The sequence below is a fragment of the Selenomonas sp. oral taxon 892 str. F0426 genome, assembly GCF_000468035.1.
Taxonomy (GTDB): Bacteria; Bacillota; Negativicutes; order Selenomonadales; family Selenomonadaceae; genus Centipeda.
The window spans coordinates 36,851-60,288 of sequence record NZ_KI260539.1; the positions used below are offsets into that span (position 1 = coordinate 36,851).

Here is a 23,438-nt window from a genome sequence, read left to right on the forward strand (position 1 = left end):
TGCAGATCCCTGTACTTTTGTGAGGTGTTGGATGTTCAGTGATTTCTTTTTGGGGATGCAGCAGGATCTCAAGGTTTTCCTCCTGCCGCCGGTTCTCTGTGCCGTATTTCGTCTGATCTTCATCCTCGTCTATCGTCCGAAGAAGTCTCCGCGTGGGGAGTGGCGCAAGTGGATCACCTGCTTCCGTTATGCTTTTTGGTGGGGGATGGATTTCAATGCATACGTATTCCTGATACCCCTCATTCTCGTATCTATACCTGGTGCTTTTCTCCCCGTGTATTTCGCCATGGGCGATGGCGTGCGAATGGGGCTTCTCCTCGTCTATGCGGCAGCTCTCTATACGGCATTCATCGCTAAAATGGTGTTCTATGCACATTTTCACGATACGTTCAATCAGACGATTTGGCTCGGTAAGAATGCGGATAAGCGCAACTTTGCCGATATTTTCTTTCATCAGAACCACGGAGCGTGGCTGCTCCTCGGCTATCTGCCCTATCTGGCGTTTTGCTGGGCTGCGGGCAATGCACTGCTCTCCCTGCCTTCTTTTTCTTACCCCATTGTGACAGAGGGGGTGGGGCAGTACGCGATCAATACGCTTGTGTTTATCGCTGCGATTTTGCTCTTTTATTGGCTGCGCTATGGCGGGACACTGCGGCATCGCCTCAAACCTGAGTGGGACGAGGTGCCGCCGCTTGTCAAGGAGGATGCCGTTCTTGGAAAAGCATCGATCGACGATCTTATCGCTCTTGAAATGGTCTGGAAGCGTCCTGTACAGGAAGTCCTACATCACTCTGATGAGGAGAGCCGGGAGATTCTGGCGTCGGTGCTGCCGAAGAACTTTGCTGCATACGCGCCATTAGAGGCCTTCAAGCGCACGGCGCAGGGAGCACGAATCACACCGCCGCGTCACATCTTTTTTCTCTTGGGAGAGAGTTATGGTCAGGTCTTTTTTGATGATCCGTATAGGGACCTGAATTTAATGGAGGCAGGCACACAATTTCGTGCTGAGCCGCATACCGTAAGCATTAATAATTTTATTTCCAGCGGTATGATTTCGCAGCCTTCACTCGTCAGTCTTCTCCTTGGTATATACGATGCGGATTTGGAGCTGAACGAAAATGTCCTTTTTTGGAATCATACATTGCCAACATCGTTGCCTTTGCAGCTGAAAGCGCTTGGCTATCACACGTCTTTTTGGTATGGCGGCGGATTGAATTGGGGGAGTCTCGTTCACTTCATTCCTGCACTTGGCTTTGATGCTGCATATGGCGGTACAGATATTTGTATGAACGATGCCCCACGTACGTGGCTTGGCGTTTACGACCACCTCTTCCTTGCGGAGGCAGCGCGGCGCATTCGTGCAGAGGGCAAGGCACAGCCCTCATTCCATTTCCTTTATACGACATCGAACCACGGACCTTTCCGCATTCCAATCGAGGAATATGGATTTGACGCAGCACGCTTGAACCCCGCAATGGCGGCTGCTCTGGAGAAAAATGCGGCGAAATACCGTGGACTTGGCTGCGCATGGTATGCAGACTGGGCACTTTGCCGCTTTATCGACGAGATGCGAGAGGCGTTTCCCGACAGCCTCTTTATCGTGACAGGTGACCATATGGGCGGGGAAGTTCCGCTTGTCGAAGGCGTGACAGAACGACAGGAGCTTTTGCTGCGCGAGCGAATTCTTACCGCCTTTTCCTTGTATCATCCTGAGCTTACCCCTGAACACTTGGAGTACAATACGATCGGCGGACATATGAATATCCTGCCAACGCTCATTGAGTTGATTGCGCCAAAGGGGACCTCTTATTACGCAATTGAAAAACCTCTGACGGAGCGGATTGATCATATAGTCACACCTTATGCATGGCTCACGAGAGGGGAAATTGGGTTTTATCGTGAGAGAGCAGCGCAGGAACTGACGGTAACAGCGGGTATGCTGCCGTGGATGTTTGATACAGAGCGCTTTACGGCGGAGCGTGATGCATACGTCGAACTCACGGCATACTATGTTCGTCATCCGGAGTTGTTGATGAAGAGATAGAGCTGAAATAGGGCCGCTAAATAAGTTTGCCCCATTTACAGAGAAAGAGGAGACAAAAAGATACGCTAGGAAGAGTGTAAATAAAAAACTTTGTAAAATATGCGTTGACAAGCTTTTTAGTGAATGATATTATGTGACAGTCCCCTTTTTGGAGGTGCACTATGTCTCTGGAAAAATTACGCACAGCACGTACAGTTGCCGGCATTCATCAGGCATGCAAGGTGGTGAAAAGCGGCGCGGCAGAGATGGTGTTCGTTGCCTCGGATGTCGATGCGCGTGTGCTTGATGCACTGCTCACGGCATGCAGGGACGCGGGAATCATACCCGACCGCACGGCGACGAAGGCGCAGCTTGGAGAAGCGGTACGCCTCGATGTGGGTGCCGCGGCGGTCGCAACACTACGGTAAAAACGCAGGATCTGCGTTTTCATACAAAAGATTTGAAACGACGACAAAGGAAGGAGGTGCAGTATGCCAACGATCAATCAGCTCATTCGCAAGAGCCGGAAGAGCCTTGAGGAGAAATCGAAAGCACCAGCACTGAAGAACAGCCCGCAGAAGCGCGGCGTCTGCACGCGTGTCTACACGTCCACGCCGAAGAAGCCGAACTCTGCTCTTAGAAAGGTTGCTCGTGTTCGCTTGACGAACAGCATCGAGGTGACCGCATATATCCCGGGCATCGGGCACAATCTGCAGGAGCACAGCGTCGTCCTTATTCGCGGCGGACGTGTGAAGGATCTGCCGGGTGTTCGTTACCACATCATTCGCGGCTCGCTTGATACCGCCGGTGTGCAGAACCGCGCACAGGGGCGTTCAAAGTACGGCGCGAAACGCGCGAAGAAGAAGTAAGGCAGTATATCGTTAGGAGGTTGGGCTATGCCACGTAAGGGCCCCGTGCCGAAGAGGGATGTTCTGCCGGATCCGGTATATCATTCCAAGACGGTGACGAAGTTTATCAACAAGGTTATGCTCTCGGGCAAGAAGAGTGTTGCGCAGCGCGTTGTCTATGATGCGTTTGACACGATTCGCGAGAAGACAGGGCAGGATCCGCTCGAGGTGTTCGAGACGGCGCTGCGCAATGTCATGCCGGTGCTCGAGGTCAAGGCGCGCCGCGTCGGCGGTGCCAACTATCAGGTTCCAGTCGAGGTTCGTGCGGATCGCCGCATGACGCTCGGCATCCGCTGGCTTGTCGGTTATGCGCGTCTGCGCGGCGAGAAGACGATGGATGCACGCCTCTCGGCGGAGCTGATGGATGCTGCGAACAACACGGGCGCAGCGATCAAGAAGAAGGAAGATACGCACAAGATGGCGGAGGCCAACAAGGCATTCGCGCATTATCGCTGGTAAGAGCCGCTGATGAAAAACTTGTCAGATTGGCACAGATTTTTCGCCCTATCAAGGAGGCAAACCGGACGCAGAGTAGTGCTCTGTGGAGGATTTGCCGACACAGAGAGGGCGGAAAAGATTCGCCAAGATGACGGTGTCGGATTTATCAGAGGTTACGTAATATCAGTAGTGTAAGGAGCGATAGGAAACAGTGGCAAGAGAATATTCCCTTGAAAAAACGCGGAATATCGGCATCATGGCGCACATTGATGCCGGCAAGACGACGACCACCGAGCGCATTCTCTTCTACACGGGCGTAACGCACAAGATCGGTGAGGTTCATGAGGGCGCTGCCACCATGGACTGGATGGTTCAGGAACAGGAACGCGGCATTACGATTACGTCGGCGGCGACGACCTGCCACTGGAAAGACCATCGCATCAATATCATTGATACGCCGGGTCACGTTGACTTTACGGTCGAGGTAGAGCGCTCACTGCGCGTGCTGGACGGCACGGTTGCAGTTCTGACCGCACGCGGCGGCGTTGAGCCGCAGACGGAGACGGTCTGGCGTCAGGCGGAGCGCTACAATGTTCCGCGCATGGCGTATGTCAATAAGATGGACATTACGGGCGCCGATTTCTTCAATGTTATAAACATGATGCGTGAGCGCCTCAATGCGAACCCGGTGGCAATTCAGCTGCCGATCGGCGCTGAGGATGAGTTCAAAGGCATCATCGACCTCGTGAAGATGGATGCCATCGTCTATGAGGATGATCTCGGCAAGGTGACAGACGAGGTCGAGATTCCGGCTGAGTACAAAGAACAGGCGGAAGAGTACCGCGAGAAGCTGATTGAGGCGTGCGCTGAGGCGGACGATGACCTCATGGAGAAGTATCTCGGCGGCGAGGAGGTTACGGAGGAGGAAATCCGCCGTGCGATCCGCAAGGCGACGATTGCCTGCCAGATGACGCCGGTCACCTGCGGCACCTCGTACCGCAACAAGGGCGTTCAGCCGCTGCTTGACGCCATCGTTGCCTATATGCCGGCACCAACGGACATTCCGCCGATCGCAGGCGTGAACCCGGATACGGGTGAGGCAGACAGTCGTCCGGCATCGGATGAGGCACCGTTCTCGGCACTTGCGTTCAAGATTATGACAGACCCGTACGTTGGCAAGCTCGCGTTCTTCCGCGTCTACTCCGGCGTGCTGAATTCCGGTTCCTACGTCTACAATGCGACGAAGGACGGTAAGGAACGCATCGGACGCATCCTCCAGATGCACGCGAACAACCGCAAGGAGATCGATGTGGTCTACAGTGGTGATATCGCTGCTGCGGTCGGCCTGAAGAACACAACGACGGGCGATACGCTCTGCGATGAGAGCAAGCCCATCATTCTCGAGTCGATGGAGTTCCCGGATCCGGTTATCTCCGTTGCGGTTGAACCTGCGACGAAGAACGACCAGGAGAAGATGGGTGTTGCCCTCCAGAAGCTCGCGGAGGAGGATCCGACCTTCCGTGTGCATACGGATGGCGAGACGGGCCAGGTCATCATCTCGGGCATGGGTGAGCTGCATCTGCAGATCATCGTTGACCGTATGCTCCGCGAGTTCAAGGTCGACTGCAAGGTCGGCGAGCCGCAGGTGGCATACCGCGAGACGATCCGCAAGTCCGTCAAGGCAGAGGGCAAGTTTGTCCGTCAGTCCGGCGGTCATGGTCAGTACGGCCACTGCTGGCTCGAGCTCGTTCCGCAGGATGCGGGCGAGGGCTTCAGTTTCGAGAACAAGGTCGTTGGCGGCGTGATTCCGAAGGAGTTTATCAACCCGATCGAGGCCGGTGTCCGTCAGGCGATGGAAGGCGGCGTTGTCGCCGGCTATCCGATGGTCGACATCAAAGTCATCGTGTACGACGGCTCGTTCCACGAGGTCGACTCGTCCGAAGCTGCGTTCAAGGTGGCCGGTTCGATGGCGTTCAAGGCGGGTGCCGAAAAGGCAAGCCCGGTTCTCCTTGAGCCGTATGTCAAGGTTGAGGTTACGGTACCCGAGGAGTACATGGGTGACGTCATCGGCGACCTGAACTCGCGCCGCGGACGCATTGACGGCATGGAACCGCGAAATGGCGTGCAGGTCATCAACGCGTTCGTTCCGCTCTCGGAGATGTTCGGCTACTCGACGGATCTCCGTTCCAAAACTCAGGGCCGCGGGAACTACTCGATGGAAGTTTCCTTCTACGACGAAGTTCCTAAGAATATAGCTGACGCTGTAGTCGCCAAGAACAAAGGCGAATAAGGAGGCAATTTTAGAATGGCAAAGGAAAAATTTAACCGCAGCAAGCCCCATGTCAACATCGGCACGATCGGTCACGTTGACCACGGCAAGACGACGCTGACGGCTGCGATCACGAAGGTTCTCTCCGAGAAGGGCTATGCGAAGTTCGAGGACTACGCGGACATCGACAAGGCTCCCGAGGAGCGCGAGCGCGGCATCACGATCAACACGGCGCACGTGGAGTACGAGACGGACAACCGTCACTATGCACACGTTGACTGCCCGGGTCACGCAGACTACGTCAAGAACATGATCACCGGCGCTGCGCAGATGGACGGCGGTATCCTCGTTGTTTCGGCTGCTGACGGCCCGATGCCCCAGACGCGCGAGCACATCCTGCTTGCCCGCCAGGTCGGCGTTCCGGCGCTTGTTGTCTTCCTGAACAAGGTGGACCAGGTGGACGACCCCGAGCTTCTCGAGCTCGTCGAGATGGAAGTTCGTGAGCTGCTCTCGCAGTACGAGTTCCCCGGCGATGACATCCCTGTCGTTGCAGGATCGGCACTCAAGGCACTCGAGGGCGATGATGCGATGAAGGCAAAGATCCTCGAGCTGATGGACCGCGTGGATGAGTACATCCCGACGCCGACGCGCGACACGGATAAGCCGTTCCTCATGCCGGTTGAGGACGTGTTCACGATCACGGGCCGCGGTACGGTTGCTACGGGCCGTGTCGAGCGCGGTGAGCTGAAGCTGAACGATACGGTTGAGATCGTCGGTCTCCAGGAAGAGGCGCGCAGCACGGTTGTCACGGGCATCGAGATGTTCCGCAAGCTGCTCGACAGCGCAGTTGCGGGTGACAACATCGGTGCGCTGCTCCGCGGCGTTGACCGTAAGGATATCGAGCGTGGTCAGGTTCTCGCAAAGCCGGGTTCCATTAAGCCGCACACGAAGTTCAAGGCACAGGTCTACGTTCTGACGAAGGAAGAGGGCGGCCGTCATACGCCGTTCTTCACGAACTATCGTCCCCAGTTCTACTTCCGCACCACGGACGTGACGGGCGTTGTCCGTCTCCCCGAGGGCACCGAGATGGTCATGCCCGGCGATAACGTTGAGATGGAAGTCGAGCTCATCACCCCGATCGCGATCGAGCAGGGTCTCCGCTTCGCTATCCGCGAGGGCGGCCACACGGTCGGCGCAGGTCGTGTTACGGCGATTGAAGGCTAATTCTTAGTCTCTTGATATTCCCTAGGGAGAGGAGCGGCGCGCTCGCGTCGCTCCTTTTCGAGGGAAATGACGGTTCGATGAAAAATCATCCGGAATTTCCCAATGGGGGTATGATACAACTTCTTTTCATCTTTTGGAATCATACGATACGACGTACTCCATGCGATGACATGGCAGATGGCTATGCCCCGGCGGGGCAGAGGGAACTGCCGTGGAGAAATGTTTGGGGCGAGACCCCGGACCAAGGAGGAAAACTACTTTGGCGAAACAGCAGAAAATCAGAATTCGTTTGAAGGCCTACGACCACAAGGCTCTTGATCAGAGTGCGGCGAAGATCGTCGACACGGCAAAGAAGACGGGCGCAATGGTCTCGGGTCCTATTCCACTTCCGACGGAGAAGAATGTCTATACGATTCTCCGTTCTCCGCACGTCAACAAGGACTCGCGCGAGCAGTTTGAGATGCGCACGCACAAGCGCCTCATCGACATCCTGCAGCCGACGAACAAGACGGTCGATTCGCTCATGCGTCTCGATCTGCCGGCCGGTGTTGACATCGAGATTAAGCTCTAAAATAGGAGGTGGAAGCCTTGGCTAAGGCTATTTTAGGAAGAAAACTGGGTATGACCCAGATCTTCACAGAGGAAGGCCGCGTCGTTCCCGTGACGGTCGTTGAGTCTGGCAACAACTTCGTGCTCCAGAACAAGACTGACGAGACGGATGGTTACAACGCTGTGCAGATCGGGTTTGGCGATATCAAGGAGAAGAACGTCAACAAGCCGCTCAAGGGTCACTTTGAGAAGGCTGGCGTAAAGGCGGTGCGCTTCATTCGTGAAATGCGCCTCGCAGCTCCTTCCGAATACAATGTGGGTGACACGATCGGCGTCGACATCTTCGCTGCGGGCGATCTCGTCGATGTGGTCGGTACGTCCAAGGGCAAGGGTTTTGCGGGCGGCATCAAGCGCCACAACTTTGCACGCGGACCCATGGGTCATGGTTCGAAGTCGCACCGTGAGCCGGGTTCGACGGGTGCGATGATCTCCGGTCCCGGCGGACGCGTCCTCAAGGGCAAGAAGCTCCCCGGCCGTATGGGCGGCGAGCGCGTCACGGTGCAGCGCCTGACGATTGTCCGCGTGGACACGGACCGCAATCTCATCCTGATCAAGGGCGCGATTCCGGGCCCGAAGAAGGGATTTGTCGTAATCAAAGATACCGTAAAGCCTGCAAAGGCAGCGAAAGAATAAGGAAGGGGGAATCGCAACATGGCGAATGTAGCAGTATATGATATGTCGCACAACCAGGTTGGCGAGATCAGCCTGAACGACGAGTTCTTCAATGTCGAAATGAATGCCGGCCTCCTTCATCAGGCGGTTGTCCTCCAGCTCGCATCGCAGCGCCTTGGCACGCATGCCACGAAGACGCGCGGTCTCGTGCGCGGCGGCGGACGCAAGCCTTGGCGTCAGAAGGGTACGGGTCGCGCTCGTGCAGGTTCGACGCGCAGCCCGCTGTGGGTCGGCGGCGGCACGGTCTTTGGACCGCATCCGCGCAAGTACGGCTTTACGATGCCGCGCAAGCAGCGCCGTCTCGCCCTGAAGTGTGCGCTCTCAGACAAGGTGCGCACGGGCGACTTCATCGTCCTCGATCAGCTCGATTTCGAGGCACCGAAGACGAAGGCAGCAGTGAAGCTCCTGAGTGATTTCGGCGTGAATGAGAAGAGCCTCTTTATCACGGCGGATGAGGCTGTGAATGTGGAGCGCTCCACCAGCAATATTCCGGGTGTAAAAGCCATCTCGGCACGTGGAATCAATGTCTATGACATTCTCCATCACGACAAGCTCTTCATTACGAAGGATGCCATCACCCGTATCGAGGAGGTATTCGCATAATGGAAGCACGTGATATTCTCGTACGCCCGCTCATCACGGAGCGGACGACGCAGCTCATGGCTGAGGGCAAATACGTCTTCGTCGTTGCGAAGGCTGCGAACAAGATTGAGATTGCAAAGGCGGTCTCGGAGATCTTCAAGGTGAAGGTCGCAAAGGTTAACACGGTCAACGTCCTCGGCAAGAAAAAGCGCATGGGCCGTACGCAGGGCAAGCGCCCGGACTACAAGAAGGCCATCGTCAAGCTCGCGCCGGGCGAGACCATCGAATTCTTTGAAGGCTGAGACGAAAGGGAGGTACGAACGTGGCAGTAAAGAGTTTTAAGCCGTATTCTGCCGGCAGACGCTTCATGACGGTCTCTTCCTTCGATGAGATCACAACGGACAAGCCGGAGAAGTCCCTCACCGTTCGCCTGACAAAGACGGGCGGGCGCAACCAGCAGGGCAAACTGACCGTACGTCATCGCGGCGGCGGTCACAAGCGGCTCTATCGCATCATCGACTTCAAGCGTACGAAGGACGGGATCCCCGCCCGCGTCGCGACGATCGAGTACGATCCGAACCGCAGCGCACGCATTGCGCTTCTGAACTATGCAGATGGCGAAAAGCGCTACATCCTCGCACCGAACGGCCTGAAGGTCGGCGATGTTGTGGAGTCGGGTGCTGAGGCTGACATCAAGCCGGGCAACGCGCTTCCGCTGAAGAATATCCCGCTCGGCACGGTGATCCATGCCGTTGAGCTCAAGATTGGCAAGGGTGCGCAGCTCGTCCGCAGTGCGGGCACATCCGCGCAGCTCATGGCAAAGGAAGGCGATTACGCACTCCTTCGTATGCCGTCCGGCGAGATCCGCCGCGTGCATATCAATTGCCGTGCGACGATCGGTCAGGTCGGCAATCTCGAGCATGAGAACATCACCATCGGCAAGGCAGGCCGCAGCCGCTGGCTCGGACGTCGTCCGGAGACGCGCGGTATCGCGATGAACCCGAACGACCATCCGCACGGCGGTGGTGAGGGCCGTTCGCCGGTCGGACGTAAGAGCCCGATGACGAAGTGGGGCAAGATTGCGATGGGCAAGAAGACGCGCCGCAAGAAGAAGGCGTCGAACCGTCTGATTGTTCACCGCCGTAAGTAAGAGAATTGCCAGATAGAACCTCGTCGGATTGATTACAGTCCGGCGAAAGGAGGAAAAACTTTGTCAAGATCGATTAAGAAAGGGCCTTTCGTCGCAGAGAGCCTGATGAAGAAGATCGATGCGCTCAACGAAAAGAACGAGAAGAAGGTTGTGCGCACATGGTCGCGCAGCTCGACGATCTTCCCGGATTTCGTCGGCCACACGATCGCTGTCCATGACGGACGCAAGCATGTCCCCGTCTACGTTACGGAGGATATGGTCGGACATAAGCTCGGCGAGTTTGCGCCGACACGTACATTCAAGGGTCACGCGGGCGAAGAGCGCAAGACCTCGCTGCGCTGATAGAGAGGAGGACGATTCGTGGCACAGGAAGTAAAGGCTACCGCCAAATACATCCGTATCGCACCGCGCAAGGTTCGCATTGTAATGAACCTCGTGCGCGGCAAGAGCGTCGCCGACGCTCTCGCGATCCTGAAGTTCACGCCGAAGGTCGGCGCGGACGCTGTGGAGAAGGTGCTCCGCTCTGCTGTTGCAAACGCGGAGAACAACTTCGACATGGATGTGGATCGACTGTTCATTTCCTCAGCTTTCGTTGACCAGGGGCCGACCTTGAAGCGCATTCATCCGCGTTCCCGCGGACAGGCGTTCAAGATCTTGAAGCACACGTCCCACATCACGGTTGCCGTAAACGAAAAGTAATAGGGAGGGAAACAGTTTGGGTCAGAAAGTAAATCCCCATGGCATTCGCCTTGGCATCGTCAAGGATTGGGATGCCCGCTGGTATGCAGACAAGGATTTCGCGCAGAATCTGCATGAGGACATCAAGATTCGTGATTACCTCAAGAAGAGCCTCCAGACCGCAGGTGTTCCCCGCGTGGAGACGGAGCGCAGCAAGAACCGCCTGAAGCTCACGATCCATACGGCAAAGCCGGGCATGGTCATCGGACGCGGCGGCTCTGGCATTGAGCAGATCAAAGAGGGGCTTAAGAACCTCACGGATAAGCGCGTTGACATCAATATTGCAGAGATTAAGCAGCCGGACCTCGACGCGACGCTCGTCGCCGAGAACATCGCAGCACAGCTCGAGCGCCGCATTGCCTTCCGCCGTGCGATGAAGCAGGCGGTTGGCCGTACAATGCGTCTCGGTGCGAAGGGTATCAAGATTGCCGTTAGCGGCCGTCTTGGCGGTGCGGAAATCGCGCGCCGCGAGTCCTATCGCGAGGGCAGCATCCCTCTGCACACGCTGCGTGCAGACATCGACTATGGAACGGCTGAGGCACATACGACCTACGGCCGCATCGGCATCAAGGTCTGGATCTTTAAGGGCGAGGTTCTCCCCGACAAGAAGCAGGCGCCGAAGAACGGCAAGGAAAGGAGCGAGGCGTAATGTTACTCCCAAAGCGCGTTAAATACCGCAAGCAGTTCCGCGGACGCATGAAGGGCAAGGCACAGCGCGGCAACACGGTGAGCCACGGACAGTACGGTCTCGTCGCTCTGGAGCCGGCATGGATCACGAATCGCCAGATCGAGGCTGCGCGTATCGCGATGACGCGTTACATCAAGCGCGGCGGTAAGGTCTGGATCAAGATTTTCCCGGATAAGCCAGTCACAGCGAAGCCGGCGGAGACTCGCATGGGTTCCGGCAAGGGCTCGCCCGAGTACTGGGTAGCTGTCGTGAAGCCTGGCCGCGTCCTCTTTGAGATGGACGGCGTGGCACGTGACGTTGCGGCAGAGGCGATGCGTCTTGCGGGGCACAAGCTTCCGATCAAGACGAAGTTCGTCGTACGCGAAGAATTAGAGGGCGGTGAAGTGAATGAAGGTTGATGAGATCCGCGGCCTGAGCGCCGACGAGCTCACGGAAAAACTCGCGTCGCTCAAGGAAGAGCTCTTTGGCCTCCGTTTTCAGCACGCCACCGGACAGCTCGATAACCCGATGCGTATCAAGGACGTAAAGAAGACGATTGCCCGCATCAAGACCATTCAGCGTGAGCAGGCAAACGCCTAATCATTACGGACATTCGTACAGATACGCAGAAGGAAGGAGGCTCACATAGATGAGCGATAGAAACGTACGCAAAGTGAGAATCGGCAAGGTCGTCTCCGATAAGATGGACAAGACCGTTGTCGTTGCTGTCGAAGAGCTCGAGCAGCACAAGATGTATAAGAAGCCGGTTAAGAAGACGGTGAAGTTCCACGCGCATGACGAGAAGAATGACGCACATGTCGGCGACCGTGTATCCATCATGGAGACGCGTCCGCTCTCGAAGACGAAGCGCTGGCGCGTGGTCGAAGTCGTCGAGCGCGCGAAGTAAGGAGGAACAGAATCAATGATACAGCAGGAAACAATCCTGAATGTCGGCGATAACACAGGAGCGAAGGAAATCCTCTGCATTCGCGTACTGGGCGGCTCGTACCGCAAGTATGCCAACATCGGCGATGTTATCGTCGCCTCCGTCAAGGCGGCAGCGCCGGGCGGCACGGTGAAGAAGGGCGACGTCGTCAAGGCGGTTGTCGTCCGCAGCGTCAAGGGACTGCGCCGTCCGGACGGTTCCTACATCCGCTTCGACGAGAATGCGGCTGTCATCATCAAGGATGACCACACGCCGCGCGGAACGCGTATTTTCGGACCTGTCGCACGCGAGCTGCGCGAGAAGGATTTCATGAAGATCGTCTCGCTCGCTCCCGAAGTTCTTTAAGGAGGAGGTGTTATTTTGTCGCTGGCAAAACTGAACGTCAAGAAGGGCGATACGGTCGTCGTTCTTTCCGGTAAGGATAAGGGAAAGCAGGGCAAGGTCATCGAGGCTCAGCCGAAGAAGGGCAAGGTCATTGTTGAGGGCGTCAACAAGGTAAAGCGCCACACAAAGCCGAGCCAGAGTGCTCCGCAGGGCGGTATCATCACGAAGGAAGCACCGCTCTTTGCAAGTAAGGTACAGCTCATCTGCCCCGCATGCGGCAAGGCAACGCGCGTCGCTCATCGCATCATCGGCGAGCGCAAGGTGCGCGCCTGCAAGAAGTGCGGCGAGCCGATCGAGCAATAAGATTAGCGGAAAGGAGGAATACGCAAAGTGGAAAGACTCAAGGAAAAGTATCAGAAGGAAGTTGCGCCGGCTCTGACCGAGAAGTTCGGCTATAAGAACGTCATGCAGCTCCCGAAAGTCGAGAAGGTCATCATCAACATGGGCGTTGGCGAGGCAGTCGGCAATCCGAAGGCACTCGACGCCGCTGTAACGGATCTCACGGCCATTGCCGGTCAGAAGCCCCAGCTCACGCGTGCGAAGAAGTCGCTTGCCGCGTGGAAGCTCCGCGAGGGCATGCCGATTGGCTGCAAGGTGACGCTGCGCGGTACGCGTATGTACCAGTTCCTCGACAAGTTCATGAATGTCGCCCTTCCGCGCGTTCGCGATTTCCGCGGGGTCAGCGAGAAGGCTTTCGACGGCCGCGGCAACTATGCTGTGGGTCTGCGTGAGCAGCTCATCTTCCCCGAAATTGACTACGACAAGATCGACAAGATCCGCGGCATGAACATCGTCATCGTTACGAGCGCGCATACGGACGAAGAGGCCAAAGAGCTCCTGCGTCTCATGGGTATGCCGTTCCGCGCGTAACGGACAAGGAGGAACAACTGTGGCAAAGAAGGCAATGATTGAGAAGTGGAGCAAAGAGCCCAAGTTCTCGACACGCAAGTATAACCGCTGCAAGATCTGCGGACGTCCGCACGGCTACATCCGCAAGTTCGATATGTGCCGTATCTGCTTCCGTGAGCAGAGTTACAAGGGCGCCATCCCTGGTGTAACGAAGGCAAGCTGGTAATCAATAAAACAAAGGAGGATATCGATTCATGGCAATGACTGATCCTATCGCAGATATGCTGACCCGCATCCGCAACGCCAACTCGGTTTACCACGAGAGTGTTGCGATCCCTGGGTCCAAGGTCAAGACGGCAATCGCCGAGGTCTTGAAAAAGGAAGGCTTCATCAAGGATTACTCCTTCCAGGAGGACGGAAAGCAGGGCGTCCTCACCGTCACGCTGAAGTATGGAGCCAAGCGTGAGCACGTTATCTCCGGTCTGAAGCGCGTTTCCAAGCCCGGACTTCGCCAGTATGCAAAGCACGATGCGCTCCCGCGCGTCTACGGCGGCCTTGGTATCTCTGTGATCTCCACGTCAAAGGGGATCATGAGCGACAAGGATGCACGCAAGGCTGGTCTCGGCGGCGAAGTGCTCGCATTCGTATGGTAATGCACAGGCAGGAGGTGTAACAATGTCAAGAATTGGAAGAGCACCGATTCACATTCCGTCTGGCGTTACCGTCACGGTCGGTGCGGATAATCTCGTGAAAGTGAAGGGCCCGAAGGGCGAGCTTTCGCGTGAGATCCATCCGGATATGAAAATAACCGTCGAGGATGGTGTCCTTACGGTCACCCGTCCTTCGGACGATAAAATGCACAGGTCGCTCCATGGCCTTTCCCGCACGCTCATCAACAACATGGTGGTCGGCGTGTCGGAGGGCTTTACGAAGACCCTTGAGATCAGCGGCGTCGGCTACCGTGCGGCAAAGCAGGGCAAGAACCTGAACCTCTCGCTCGGTTTCTCACATCCCGTTGTCGTTGAGCCGCCCGAGGGCATCACGTTCGAGTGCCCTTCTGCAACGGTGATCACGATCTCCGGTATCAACAAGGAAGACGTCGGTCAGGTTGCAGCAGAGATTCGCGCACATCGTGAGCCGGAGCCGTACAAGGGCAAGGGCATCAAGTACGCCGGAGAGCATGTCCGCCGCAAGGAAGGCAAAGCCGGCGCGAAGGGCAAGAAATAAGAAGGAGAGGAGTGACACACTGTGCTTATCAAGCAGGATAAGAATAAGGCGCGCCAGAAGCGCCATCTGCGCGTGCGCAATCACATTGCGGGCACTGCGGCACGTCCGCGCCTCAATGTATTCCGCAGCCTGAAGAACATCTACGCACAGATCATTGACGATGAAAAGGGCGTGACGCTCGTCTCCGCGAGCTCCAAGGACAAGGACTTCTCTCAGTACGGCGGCAATGTCGAGGCTGCAAAGGCCATTGGCACTGCTGTTGCGAAGAAGGCTCTGGAGAAGGGGATCACCGAGGTCGTCTTTGACCGCGGCGGCTACATCTATCATGGCCGCGTTGCTGCTCTCGCTGAGGCAGCGCGCGAAGCTGGACTTAAATTCTAAAGGAGGGAAAGCATGGCTAGACATAACAACGAAAACGAGACGCCGGAGTTCGAAGAGCGTGTCGTATTCATCAACCGTGTATCGAAGGTTGTCAAGGGCGGCCGACGCTCTTCCTTCAGTGCGCTTGTTGTCGTCGGCAACAAGAAGGGGAAGGTCGGCTTTGGCATGGGCAAGGCTGCTGAGGTTCCCGAGGCGATCCGCAAGGGCGTCGAGGATGCGAAGAAGAGCCTGATCGAGGTCCCGCTGCGTGAGGAGCGCACGATCCCGCATGAGATCACGGGTATCTTCGGTGCCGGCCGCGTGCTGCTGAAGCCCGCTGCCAAAGGTACCGGCGTCATCGCCGGCGGTCCGGCGCGTGCGGTGCTCGAGCTTGCAGGCGTGCGTGACATCCTCACGAAGTCGCTTGGCTCGTCCAACCCGAACAACATGGTTCGCGCGACGATGGAAGGCCTCATCGGCCTCAAGAACCCCGCCGATGTTGCAGCTCTCCGCGGCAAGACAGTGCGCGAGATTTTTGGCTGATAAGGAGGAACGAACATGGCAAAAGTCAGAGTAACCCTGACACGCAGCTTGATCGGTCGTCCTGAGACGCAGCGCAAGACTGTGAAATCCCTCGGACTGCGCAAGCGCAACTCCGTTTCCGAGCTTCCCGACACGCCCGCCGTGCGTGGGCAGCTTCACAAGGTCTCCCACCTCATCACGGTGGAAGAGATTGCAGACTGAAGAGGGGAGGCAAGAATCTATGAAACTGCATGAATTACAGCCCGCTGAGGGCTCGCGTAAGACGACAAAGCGCGTCGGCCGCGGCATCGGCTCCGGTATGGGCAAGACCTCGACGCGCGGCATGAAGGGACAGAAATCCCGTGCCGGCGGCGGTGTCCGCAGCGGCTTTGAGGGCGGTCAGATGCCTCTCTACCGTCGCCTTCCGAAGCGCGGCTTCAAGAACATCTGGGCAAAGACCTTTGCCGAGGTGAACGTTGGCAGCCTGAACTGCTTCGAGGACGGCACCACGGTCGATCCCGTTGCACTCATCGAGGCGGGCATCCTCAAGAACGTTCGTGACGGCATCCGCATTCTCGGCGACGGCGAACTCACAGCGAAGAACCTCACCGTTCGCGCACAGGGCTTTACGCAGGGGGCGGCGGAGAAAATTGCAGCGGCAGGCGGCAAAGTAGAGGTGATCTAAGGTGTTCCAAGCCCTTGGCAACATCTTCCAGATCCCGGAACTTCGGCAGAAGATCGTATTCACACTGATCATGTTCGCCGTCTTCCGCATGGGGACGCATATCCCTGTGCCCGGCGTTGACCCGAGCGCCATTGAACAGCTTTTCGCACAGGGGACGCTGTTCGGCTTGCTCGATCTCTTCTCGGGCGGCGCGTTCAGTAAGTTTTCCATCTTTGCGATGAGCATTACGCCCTACATCAATGCTGCCATCATTATCCAGCTGCTCAACGTCGTTGTACCGACGCTTGAGCAGTGGTCGAAAGAGGGCGCAGAGGGGCAGAAAAAGACGACGAAGGTCACACGGTATCTCACGGTCGCGCTTGCATTCTTTCAGGCGATTGGCATGTCGATCGGCCTCAAAAGCGCGATTCTTAACCCGAATCCCGTGAATATCCTCATCATTGCCATCACGCTCACCGCAGGAACCGTTTTTCTCATGTGGCTAGGCGAACAGATCACGGCAAACGGTGTCGGCAATGGGATCTCTCTGATCATCTTTGCCGGTATCGTTGCGGCGCTGCCGAAGAACATCGGCACGATCTACGCCTATGTTAAGGCGGGCACGATCAGTTACTTCAGTGTATTCGCATTTGCTGTCATTGCCATTGCGATGATCGTCTTTGTTATTCACATCGAGACCGGCTTCCGCCGTGTCCCGATCACGTATGCAAAACGTCTTGTGGGTGGCCGTGTAGGGAGCGGACATTCGAGTCACATCCCGTTCAAGGTGAACCAGGCGGGGGTTATCCCGATCATCTTTGCATCGTCGGTGCTCATGTTCCCCATCACGGTGGCACAGTTTATCGACGTACCGTGGGTCAAGACCATCGCGGCGTATCTCGAGTGGGGCAAGCCGCTCCAGACGACGCTCTATGTCCTGATGATCATCTTCTTTACCTACTTCTACACATCGGTCACGGTGAAGATCCCGGATATGGCGGACAATCTCAAAAAATACGGTGGCTTTGTGCCGGGCCTGCGGCCCGGACAGGCGACCGCGGACTATCTTGACTATGTGCTGACGCGCATCACGCTTGCGGGGGCTTTCTTCCTCGCATTCATCGCAGTCCTCCCCAACATGGTAGCGGGCGCGACGAACATTCAGGGCGTGTACTTCGGCGGCACGGCTCTCCTCATCGTTGTGGGCGTTGCGCTCCAGACGATGAAGCAGATCGAGTCGATGGTTGTCATGCGCCACTACGAAGGCTTTATGAAATAATCTAAGGAGATAGAGCGATGCACATCATTTTGATGGGCCCCCCCGGTGCCGGCAAGGGCACGCAGGCGGCAAACCTCGTAAAGCGTTACGGTATCCTGCATATCTCCACGGGCGATATGTTTCGTGAAGCCGTAAAAGAGGGCACTCCACTCGGAAAAGAGGCAAAGTCCTATATGGACGCGGGCAAGCTCGTCCCCGACGAGGTGACGATCGGCATTGTACGCGAGCGCCTTGGGAGGCCGGACTGCCAGAAGGGATTCATCCTGGACGGCTTTCCGCGTACGGTCGAGCAGGCGGATGCACTCAATGAAATTCTTGCGGATAATGGGCTGAAGCTCACGGGCGTTCTCAACATCAACGTCCCGGCGGCAGATCTCATTGAGCGCGCCGTTGGGCGACGCATCTGCAAGAGCTGCGGACACTCCTTCCATGTGAAGTTCAACCCGACCAAGGTTGAGGGTGTCTGCGATGACTGCGGCGGCACGACGTATCAGCGTGCCGACGACAGTGAAGAGACCATGAAGAGCCGTCTTTCCGTCTATGAATCCTCCACGCGTCCGCTGATCGACTACTATACGAAGGCGGGCGTCTACAAGGAGATCGACGGCAGACAGGACATCGCGAAGGTCGAGGCGGATCTCGCCGCCGTCCTTGAGGCGTAAAAGGAGCGAAAGGGAAGTATGTCAAAACAGGATGTCATCGAGGTAGAGGGAAGAGTCGTAGAGAAGCTTCCCAATGCGATGTTCCAGGTCGAACTTGAGAACGGACACGTTGTCCTGGCTCATGTTTCCGGAAAGATACGCATGAACTTCATCCGTATTCTGCCGGGCGACAAGGTAACCATCGAACTCACCCCGTACGATCTGACGCGTGGACGTATTACGTATCGCTTCAAATAGTCCTGAAAAAACCTAGCAGGATCGAACGATCTGTGCTAGAATAGAAAAGATCGACTTGAACCTAGGGAGACGGAAGGAGGCAAGCGCAGTGAAAGTAAGACCGTCTGTCAAGAAAATCTGCGAGAAATGCAAAATCATTAAGCGCAAAGGCCGTGTTATGGTCATTTGCGAGAACCCCAAGCATAAACAAAGACAAGGATAAAAGGAGGTGCACTTATGGCACGTATTGCCGGTGTAGATTTGCCCCGTGACAAGAGAATTGAGATTTCCCTGACGTACATCTACGGGATTGGCCTGACGACCGCAAAGAAGCTGCTCGCGATCGCAGACGTAAACCCCGATACCCGTACGCGCGACCTCACGGAGGATGAAGTCGTTCGACTTCGTGATGCCATCGACAAGAACGCCGTGGTAGAGGGAGACCTTCGCCGCGAAATTCAGATGAACATCAAGCGTCTCGTTGATATCGGCTGCTACCGTGGCCGCCGCCACCGTCTCGGCCTGCCTGTCCGCGGACAGAACACGAAGAACAATGCGCGCACGCGCAAGGGCCCGAAGAAGGCCGTCGCAGGCAAGAAAAAGTAAAGGAGGCTCGTAGAGGTGGCTGTTAAGAAAACAACACGTTCCAAGAAAAAAGTTCGCAAGAACATAGAGTCGGGCGTTGCACATATCAGCTCGACATTCAATAATACGATCGTCACGCTCACCGATAAGAGCGGCAATGCCCTCTCGTGGGCGAGCGCCGGCGGTCTCGGCTTCCGTGGCTCACGCAAGAGCACGCCGTTCGCAGCACAGATGGCTGCGGAGACAGCGGCAAAGGCTGCGATGGAGCACGGTCTGAAGTCCGTCGAAGTCTACGTGAAGGGGCCCGGTGCAGGTCGTGAGGCGGCAATCCGCTCGCTGCAGGCAACCGGTCTCGAAGTCAACATGATCAAAGACGTGACACCCATCCCGCACAACGGATGCCGTCCGCCGAAGCGTCGCCGCGTCTAACAGGAGGTGCATGAAACAACATGGCAATTGATAGAGTACCAGTCCTCAAGCGCTGCCGTGCGCTTGGTCTCGAGCCTGCGACCCTCGGCCGCTCGCGCCAGTCGACGCGTCAGCTGCGCCGTACGAACCGCAAGGTCTCCGAGTATGGACTCCAGCTCAAGGAAAAGCAGAAGGCAAAGTTCATCTACGGTGTCCTCGAGCGTCAGTTCCGCGGCTACTATGACAAGGCAAAGAAGATGGCAGGCGTTACAGGTGAGAACCTCCTGAGTCTTCTCGAGCGGCGCCTTGACAATGTCGTCTTCCGCCTCGGGCTTGCCAACACGCGTCGCCAGGCACGTCAGCTCGTTCGTCACGGACATTTCACCGTGAACGGCAAGCGCGTTGACATCCCCTCCGCACTCGTTCGTGAGGGTGACGTGATTGAGGTCGCTGAGAAGAGCCGCTCGAGCGCATTCTTCAAGGAACTTAAGGAGAGCAGCAACGCACTTTCCGCTCCCGCATGGCTGACCGCCGATCAGGCGAATCTGACGGGCACGGTCACGCGCTTCCCCCATCGTGAGGAAATTGACGTGCCGGTCAACGAACAGGCCATTGTCGAACTCTACTCCAAATAATGAATGTGAATGTGTCTGCATTACGCGTTTATTATGGAGGAGGCACATAGATGACAGATATCGAGAAACCGAAAATCGAGATCGCAGAGATCAGCGAGGACGGGCACTATGGACGTTTCGTCTGCGAGCCGCTCGAGCCGGGCTACGGCACGACGTTTGGCAACAGTCTGCGTCGTATGCTGCTCTCGTCCCTCGATGGAGCAGCAGTTACCTCCATTCAGATCGATGGCGTGCTCCACGAGTTCTCCACCATTCCCGGCGTACGGGATGATGTGACGAGCATCGTGCTCGCACTCAAGCAGCTCTGCATCCGCATGCAGGGCACGGAGCCGCATACCATCCGCATCGAGGCAGCGGGGGAGCGTGAGGTTACCGCGGCCGACATCGAATGCGGCAGCGATATCGAGATCCTGAACCCAGAACTTCACATCGCGACGCTGAATGCGACGGGCAAGCTCAAGATCGAGATGACCGTCGAGCGCGGACGCGGCTATGTACCGGCGGATAAGAACAAGAAGGCGGATGACTCCATCGGCGTCATTCCGATCGATTCCATCTTTTCGCCTGTACAGCGCGTCAACTACACGGTCGAGGATACACGCGTCGGCAATGTCACTGACTATGACCGCCTGATCCTTGACGTGTGGACGAACGGTTCCATTCGTCCGGAGGAGGCCGTGAGTAAGGCGGCTGCCATCCTCGTTATGCACCTGCGCCTGTTCCAGAACATGGACGGTACGGTCATTGAGGAGGAAGAGGAAGTCACGAACTTCCCGCCCGAGGAGGTCGACGACAGCGCGAAGGTGCTGGAGATGACCATCGACGATCTGGATCTTTCCGTCCGTTCCTTCAACTGCCTCAAGCGCGCCGGCATCAACACCGTTGCCGATCTCGCGCAGAAGACTGAGGATGATATGATGAAGGTGCGCAATCTCGGACGCAAGTCTCTGGATGAAGTGAAGAAAAAACTTGAGGAGCTTGGACTCTCCTTGAGACAGGACAACGAATAACGATAGGAGTGGGAAACACATGAGAAAGCTCGGACGCAATTCCGCGGCCCGCAAGGCTCTCCTCAGGAGCATCCTCACATCCTTCTTCAAGTACGGACGCATTGAGACGACCGAGGCAAAGGCAAAGGAGCTCCGCTCTCTCGCCGATGGTCTCATCACGCTCGCCAAGCGCGGCGATCTCAGTGCGCGCCGCCAGGCTATCGCAGCTCTGGCAGAAGAGGATGTCGTGCGTAAGCTCTTCGGTGAAATCGCAGAGAAGTACACGGATCGCAAGAGCGGCTACACCCGCATCTTGAAGCTTGGCCCCCGTCGCGGCGATGCCGCTCCGATGGCCATCATCGAACTCGTCTGATTAAACGAATTGAAAAGACCGCCTGCGGGCGGTCTTTTTGTGTATGCATTTTTAAGGAAGCACTGATAAATTCAGCCGCGCCATCTTAGCGCATCTTTTTTGCCGCACTTTGTCGGCAAATCCTCCACATAGCTTTGGCTATGCGTCCGGTTTGCCTCCTTGTTCGGACGAAAAATTTACGCCAATCTGATGGACTTCATTTTATCAGCGATTCCTTAAACCGTCGAGTCTTGTGCAAGTATCGGTGCAAGCTCGTCTTCGTCCTCGGTGACAAACAGTGTTTTCTCATTGATAAAGCGGACGAAGCCGGGAACAGACCCGGAGGGTTTCTTGACGAAGCGGACGGCAGTGTAATCGACGGGGACATTTGATGAGCCGCGCGCCTTGCTAAAGTGCGCGGCAATCTGGGCGGCGAGGTGGAGTGATTGTTCCGTTGGCTCGTCTCCGTTTGTCCGCAGAATGACGTGCGAGCCAGGGATATCGCGGACGTGCAGCCATACGTCCGTAGGGGCGGCAGTCTTAAATGTGAGTGCGTCGTTCTGCGCGTTATTTTTGCCGACGAGAATAAGGCTGCCATCGGGGGTAGTGAAAGAGAACGGACGCGCACGGCGGTCTTTGCTGCGCTTCGGCAGTTTTTCGTGGAGGTAGCCCGAAGTAATCAGTTCGTCCTGAATCTCTGCGATCTCGGCGAGACGCGTGGAGGAGTCGAGCGACGCCTCGATGCTCTCGAGGTGGCGGATGTTCGCCATGCAGTGCTCCTGCTGAACGGCGAGCAGCTGCTGCGCACGCTTCAGCTTGTCGTACTTCTTGTAGTACGCCTGCATATTCGCGATGATGCCGATGCGGCGGTCGAGTGGGATCGTGAGCATTTCACCCGTTTCGCTGTAGATGTTCGCAACGGTAATCTCATCATCGGCGTGGTCGTTGTACTGATACTGATAGGTCATTAGATTGTCGGCATGGATTTTCTGCTCCTCGGCATTCTCCGCAGCCGCAATCTCCACACCGAGCTTGTCATATTTCTCGCGTGCACGGGAAAGTTCTGTGCGCACAAGACGGCGAAAGCGTTCGCGGTCGGGGATAACGTAGCTGCCGAGCCGCTTGTCTGCGTCAATCATAAGCGCACTGAGCGTGGAATATGAGAGACACTGAGTATTGGGAAGTTCACTGAGGGGGAACGCTGCCATCGCCGTAACCTTGCCGTTCTCGTCCAGGCGAAGGGAGGGAGAGGACTCTTTCATCCATGCACGCAGCTCGTTGAGGGCATGGAAAATCTCGGCGAAGTCCGCCGCATCCAGTTCGGAGACGAGGATGTTCGGCGTGAGACCGGCGAGGAAGCATATCTCCTTTGCTGAGATGGGGCCAAAACCGAGGACAGAGCCAATAAGTGCCTGAAAGAGTTTACTGTCCACATCGGACTGTATGCGTGTGATAATATCGTCAATATTCGCTGTAAAGAGGTCATACTTGTCCTGTACGGGCGGGAGGGTGTAGGGAATGCCCTTGAACACGGTGCGCACGCGGCTCGTATTCTCGCCGATGCGGCGCAGTGCCTCGGTGATGATGCCGTCCTCGTGGAGGATGATGTTACTGTATTTGCCGATGAGTTCGAGGGTGAGCGTGCGCGTCGTGATGCGTCCGCCAGCCGCGATAACGTCGATGTCGAGGTGGATGATGCGGTCACGGCCCTCCTGCCGCACGGCGGCGATACGTCCCGTTTCGAGCTGCTTTCGGAGGAGCATGACGAAGGTGGGCGGCTCGGCTGGATTCTCAGGTGCGCTTTCGATGAGATGAGCGGACGGGTTGCTTGCGTTGGTGTTGATGTAGAGAAGCAGATTTTTCCCCGGCTGACGCACGGAGAGGACAATGGACTGCTTATTCGGCTGGTTGATTTTGTCGATGCGTCCGCCCGTGAGTGCATCTGCGAGTTCACGGGCAAGGGCGGACATGGAGAAGCCGTCAAGGCTCATGGTATCACTTCTTTCTGATAAGGAGTTGTTCTTCGTGTTGTCAAGACGCCGAAGAGCCCCTTCCACCGCTTCGCGGTCCCCCTCCCCCG

General features: G+C 56.6%; 37 protein-coding genes. 36 read left to right on the forward strand and 1 reads right to left on the reverse strand.

Annotation, left to right across the window (positions count from 1 at the left end; all coding sequences use genetic code 11):
• The first annotated feature begins 31 nt into the window (after positions 1–31).
• The 36 genes from HMPREF1992_RS05320 to rplQ all read left to right on the forward strand — a co-directional run bounded on the left by HMPREF1992_RS05320 (position 32) and on the right by rplQ (position 21,379).
• Entirely contained in the window at positions 32–2,044 is a 2,013-nt protein-coding gene (locus tag HMPREF1992_RS05320) for an LTA synthase family protein (RefSeq protein WP_021684844.1), read from the forward strand.
• A gap of 161 nt (positions 2,045–2,205) precedes the next feature.
• Entirely contained in the window at positions 2,206–2,451 is a 246-nt protein-coding gene (locus HMPREF1992_RS05325; RefSeq protein ID WP_021684845.1) for a ribosomal L7Ae/L30e/S12e/Gadd45 family protein, read from the forward strand.
• 63 nt (positions 2,452–2,514) lie between these two features.
• A complete protein-coding gene (gene rpsL / locus HMPREF1992_RS05330; RefSeq protein WP_006692922.1) occupies positions 2,515–2,892 on the forward strand; it encodes a 30S ribosomal protein S12 in 378 nt (125 codons plus the stop codon).
• 27 nt (positions 2,893–2,919) lie between these two features.
• On the forward strand, positions 2,920–3,390 hold the full coding sequence (gene rpsG, locus HMPREF1992_RS05335) for a 30S ribosomal protein S7 (protein WP_006692921.1): 471 nt from the start codon (positions 2,920–2,922) through the stop codon (positions 3,388–3,390).
• Positions 3,391–3,580: 190 nt separating this feature from the next.
• A complete protein-coding gene (gene fusA / locus HMPREF1992_RS05340; protein ID WP_037358720.1) occupies positions 3,581–5,659 on the forward strand; it encodes an elongation factor G in 2,079 nt (692 codons plus the stop codon).
• Positions 5,660–5,674: 15 nt separating this feature from the next.
• Entirely contained in the window at positions 5,675–6,862 is a 1,188-nt protein-coding gene (gene tuf / locus HMPREF1992_RS05345) for an elongation factor Tu (protein WP_021684847.1), read from the forward strand.
• Positions 6,863–7,121: 259 nt separating this feature from the next.
• Positions 7,122–7,433: a 30S ribosomal protein S10 gene (rpsJ, locus tag HMPREF1992_RS05350; protein ID WP_006695835.1), complete on the forward strand. Its 312-nt coding sequence runs from the start codon at positions 7,122–7,124 to the stop codon at positions 7,431–7,433.
• Between the two features lie 17 nt (positions 7,434–7,450).
• Positions 7,451–8,104, forward strand: a complete 654-nt coding sequence (rplC, locus tag HMPREF1992_RS05355) for a 50S ribosomal protein L3 (protein ID WP_037358723.1) — start codon at positions 7,451–7,453, stop codon at positions 8,102–8,104.
• An 18-nt stretch (positions 8,105–8,122) separates the two neighbouring features.
• The gene (rplD, locus tag HMPREF1992_RS05360) at positions 8,123–8,746 is read left to right on the forward strand and encodes a 50S ribosomal protein L4 (protein ID WP_021684850.1); all 624 of its coding nucleotides are present in this window, start codon (positions 8,123–8,125) and stop codon (positions 8,744–8,746) included.
• The gene (gene rplW, locus HMPREF1992_RS05365) at positions 8,746–9,027 is read left to right on the forward strand and encodes a 50S ribosomal protein L23 (RefSeq protein ID WP_006694704.1); all 282 of its coding nucleotides are present in this window, start codon (positions 8,746–8,748) and stop codon (positions 9,025–9,027) included. Before rplD ends, rplW begins: the two co-directional genes overlap by 1 nt.
• 20 nt (positions 9,028–9,047) lie before the next feature.
• On the forward strand, positions 9,048–9,875 hold the full coding sequence (gene rplB / locus HMPREF1992_RS05370; protein ID WP_009657078.1) for a 50S ribosomal protein L2: 828 nt from the start codon (positions 9,048–9,050) through the stop codon (positions 9,873–9,875).
• Between the two features lie 60 nt (positions 9,876–9,935).
• Positions 9,936–10,217, forward strand: coding sequence for a 30S ribosomal protein S19 (gene rpsS, locus HMPREF1992_RS05375; RefSeq protein WP_006307562.1), 282 nt, complete (start codon positions 9,936–9,938; stop codon positions 10,215–10,217).
• A gap of 18 nt (positions 10,218–10,235) precedes the next feature.
• Entirely contained in the window at positions 10,236–10,574 is a 339-nt protein-coding gene (gene rplV, locus HMPREF1992_RS05380; protein ID WP_006307561.1) for a 50S ribosomal protein L22, read from the forward strand.
• A gap of 16 nt (positions 10,575–10,590) precedes the next feature.
• Complete coding sequence (gene rpsC / locus HMPREF1992_RS05385; RefSeq protein ID WP_009657075.1) at positions 10,591–11,262, forward strand: 30S ribosomal protein S3; 672 nt, start codon at positions 10,591–10,593, stop codon at positions 11,260–11,262.
• On the forward strand, positions 11,262–11,699 hold the full coding sequence (rplP, locus tag HMPREF1992_RS05390) for a 50S ribosomal protein L16 (protein WP_009349623.1): 438 nt from the start codon (positions 11,262–11,264) through the stop codon (positions 11,697–11,699). Before rpsC ends, rplP begins: the two co-directional genes overlap by 1 nt.
• Positions 11,689–11,880, forward strand: coding sequence for a 50S ribosomal protein L29 (gene rpmC, locus HMPREF1992_RS05395; RefSeq protein WP_006307553.1), 192 nt, complete (start codon positions 11,689–11,691; stop codon positions 11,878–11,880). The genes rplP and rpmC overlap by 11 nt, the downstream gene beginning before the upstream one ends.
• A 49-nt stretch (positions 11,881–11,929) precedes the next feature.
• A complete protein-coding gene (gene rpsQ, locus HMPREF1992_RS05400; protein WP_009441255.1) occupies positions 11,930–12,187 on the forward strand; it encodes a 30S ribosomal protein S17 in 258 nt (85 codons plus the stop codon).
• 15 nt (positions 12,188–12,202) lie between these two features.
• Positions 12,203–12,571: a 50S ribosomal protein L14 gene (gene rplN, locus HMPREF1992_RS05405; protein WP_009657080.1), complete on the forward strand. Its 369-nt coding sequence runs from the start codon at positions 12,203–12,205 to the stop codon at positions 12,569–12,571.
• Between the two features lie 15 nt (positions 12,572–12,586).
• Positions 12,587–12,913, forward strand: coding sequence for a 50S ribosomal protein L24 (gene rplX, locus HMPREF1992_RS05410; RefSeq protein WP_021684852.1), 327 nt, complete (start codon positions 12,587–12,589; stop codon positions 12,911–12,913).
• Between the two features lie 27 nt (positions 12,914–12,940).
• Complete coding sequence (gene rplE / locus HMPREF1992_RS05415; protein WP_006307549.1) at positions 12,941–13,480, forward strand: 50S ribosomal protein L5; 540 nt, start codon at positions 12,941–12,943, stop codon at positions 13,478–13,480.
• A gap of 19 nt (positions 13,481–13,499) precedes the next feature.
• Positions 13,500–13,685: a type Z 30S ribosomal protein S14 gene (locus tag HMPREF1992_RS05420; protein ID WP_006307548.1), complete on the forward strand. Its 186-nt coding sequence runs from the start codon at positions 13,500–13,502 to the stop codon at positions 13,683–13,685.
• 28 nt (positions 13,686–13,713) lie between these two features.
• Complete coding sequence (gene rpsH / locus HMPREF1992_RS05425) at positions 13,714–14,112, forward strand: 30S ribosomal protein S8 (RefSeq protein ID WP_006307547.1); 399 nt, start codon at positions 13,714–13,716, stop codon at positions 14,110–14,112.
• Between the two features lie 22 nt (positions 14,113–14,134).
• Complete coding sequence (gene rplF / locus HMPREF1992_RS05430) at positions 14,135–14,686, forward strand: 50S ribosomal protein L6 (protein WP_021684854.1); 552 nt, start codon at positions 14,135–14,137, stop codon at positions 14,684–14,686.
• Positions 14,687–14,707: 21 nt separating this feature from the next.
• A complete protein-coding gene (rplR, locus tag HMPREF1992_RS05435; protein ID WP_006694692.1) occupies positions 14,708–15,067 on the forward strand; it encodes a 50S ribosomal protein L18 in 360 nt (119 codons plus the stop codon).
• A 12-nt stretch (positions 15,068–15,079) separates the two neighbouring features.
• The gene (gene rpsE, locus HMPREF1992_RS05440; protein ID WP_021684855.1) at positions 15,080–15,589 is read left to right on the forward strand and encodes a 30S ribosomal protein S5; all 510 of its coding nucleotides are present in this window, start codon (positions 15,080–15,082) and stop codon (positions 15,587–15,589) included.
• A 15-nt stretch (positions 15,590–15,604) separates the two neighbouring features.
• The gene (gene rpmD, locus HMPREF1992_RS05445) at positions 15,605–15,790 is read left to right on the forward strand and encodes a 50S ribosomal protein L30 (protein ID WP_021684856.1); all 186 of its coding nucleotides are present in this window, start codon (positions 15,605–15,607) and stop codon (positions 15,788–15,790) included.
• Between the two features lie 19 nt (positions 15,791–15,809).
• Positions 15,810–16,253, forward strand: coding sequence for a 50S ribosomal protein L15 (gene rplO, locus HMPREF1992_RS05450; RefSeq protein WP_021684857.1), 444 nt, complete (start codon positions 15,810–15,812; stop codon positions 16,251–16,253).
• Between the two features lies 1 nt (position 16,254).
• The gene (gene secY, locus HMPREF1992_RS05455; protein WP_021684858.1) at positions 16,255–17,511 is read left to right on the forward strand and encodes a preprotein translocase subunit SecY; all 1,257 of its coding nucleotides are present in this window, start codon (positions 16,255–16,257) and stop codon (positions 17,509–17,511) included.
• 17 nt (positions 17,512–17,528) lie between these two features.
• Positions 17,529–18,173 (forward strand): adenylate kinase, encoded by a 645-nt coding sequence (locus HMPREF1992_RS05460; protein WP_021684859.1) that lies wholly within the window; start codon positions 17,529–17,531, stop codon positions 18,171–18,173.
• A gap of 18 nt (positions 18,174–18,191) precedes the next feature.
• Positions 18,192–18,410 (forward strand): translation initiation factor IF-1, encoded by a 219-nt coding sequence (gene infA / locus HMPREF1992_RS05465; protein ID WP_006307539.1) that lies wholly within the window; start codon positions 18,192–18,194, stop codon positions 18,408–18,410.
• Positions 18,411–18,498: 88 nt separating this feature from the next.
• Positions 18,499–18,612 carry a 50S ribosomal protein L36 gene (gene rpmJ, locus HMPREF1992_RS11180; RefSeq protein WP_006307538.1) on the forward strand — a complete coding sequence of 38 codons (114 nt, stop codon included), beginning with the start codon at positions 18,499–18,501 and terminating at the stop codon, positions 18,610–18,612.
• Positions 18,613–18,626: 14 nt separating this feature from the next.
• Positions 18,627–18,995 (forward strand): 30S ribosomal protein S13, encoded by a 369-nt coding sequence (gene rpsM, locus HMPREF1992_RS05470; protein WP_021684861.1) that lies wholly within the window; start codon positions 18,627–18,629, stop codon positions 18,993–18,995.
• A gap of 15 nt (positions 18,996–19,010) precedes the next feature.
• Positions 19,011–19,403 carry a 30S ribosomal protein S11 gene (gene rpsK / locus HMPREF1992_RS05475; RefSeq protein WP_006307536.1) on the forward strand — a complete coding sequence of 131 codons (393 nt, stop codon included), beginning with the start codon at positions 19,011–19,013 and terminating at the stop codon, positions 19,401–19,403.
• A gap of 20 nt (positions 19,404–19,423) precedes the next feature.
• Positions 19,424–20,017: a 30S ribosomal protein S4 gene (gene rpsD, locus HMPREF1992_RS05480; RefSeq protein WP_021684862.1), complete on the forward strand. Its 594-nt coding sequence runs from the start codon at positions 19,424–19,426 to the stop codon at positions 20,015–20,017.
• 50 nt (positions 20,018–20,067) lie between these two features.
• On the forward strand, positions 20,068–21,027 hold the full coding sequence (locus tag HMPREF1992_RS05485) for a DNA-directed RNA polymerase subunit alpha (RefSeq protein ID WP_021684863.1): 960 nt from the start codon (positions 20,068–20,070) through the stop codon (positions 21,025–21,027).
• Between the two features lie 19 nt (positions 21,028–21,046).
• A complete protein-coding gene (rplQ, locus tag HMPREF1992_RS05490; protein ID WP_006694683.1) occupies positions 21,047–21,379 on the forward strand; it encodes a 50S ribosomal protein L17 in 333 nt (110 codons plus the stop codon).
• A 215-nt stretch (positions 21,380–21,594) separates the two neighbouring features.
• Here the strand turns inward: rplQ and HMPREF1992_RS05495 are convergent, their stop codons facing one another.
• Positions 21,595–23,349: an NFACT family protein gene (locus tag HMPREF1992_RS05495; RefSeq protein ID WP_037358730.1), complete on the reverse strand. Its 1,755-nt coding sequence runs from the start codon at positions 23,347–23,349 to the stop codon at positions 21,595–21,597.
• Positions 23,350–23,438: the final 89 nt, after the last annotated feature.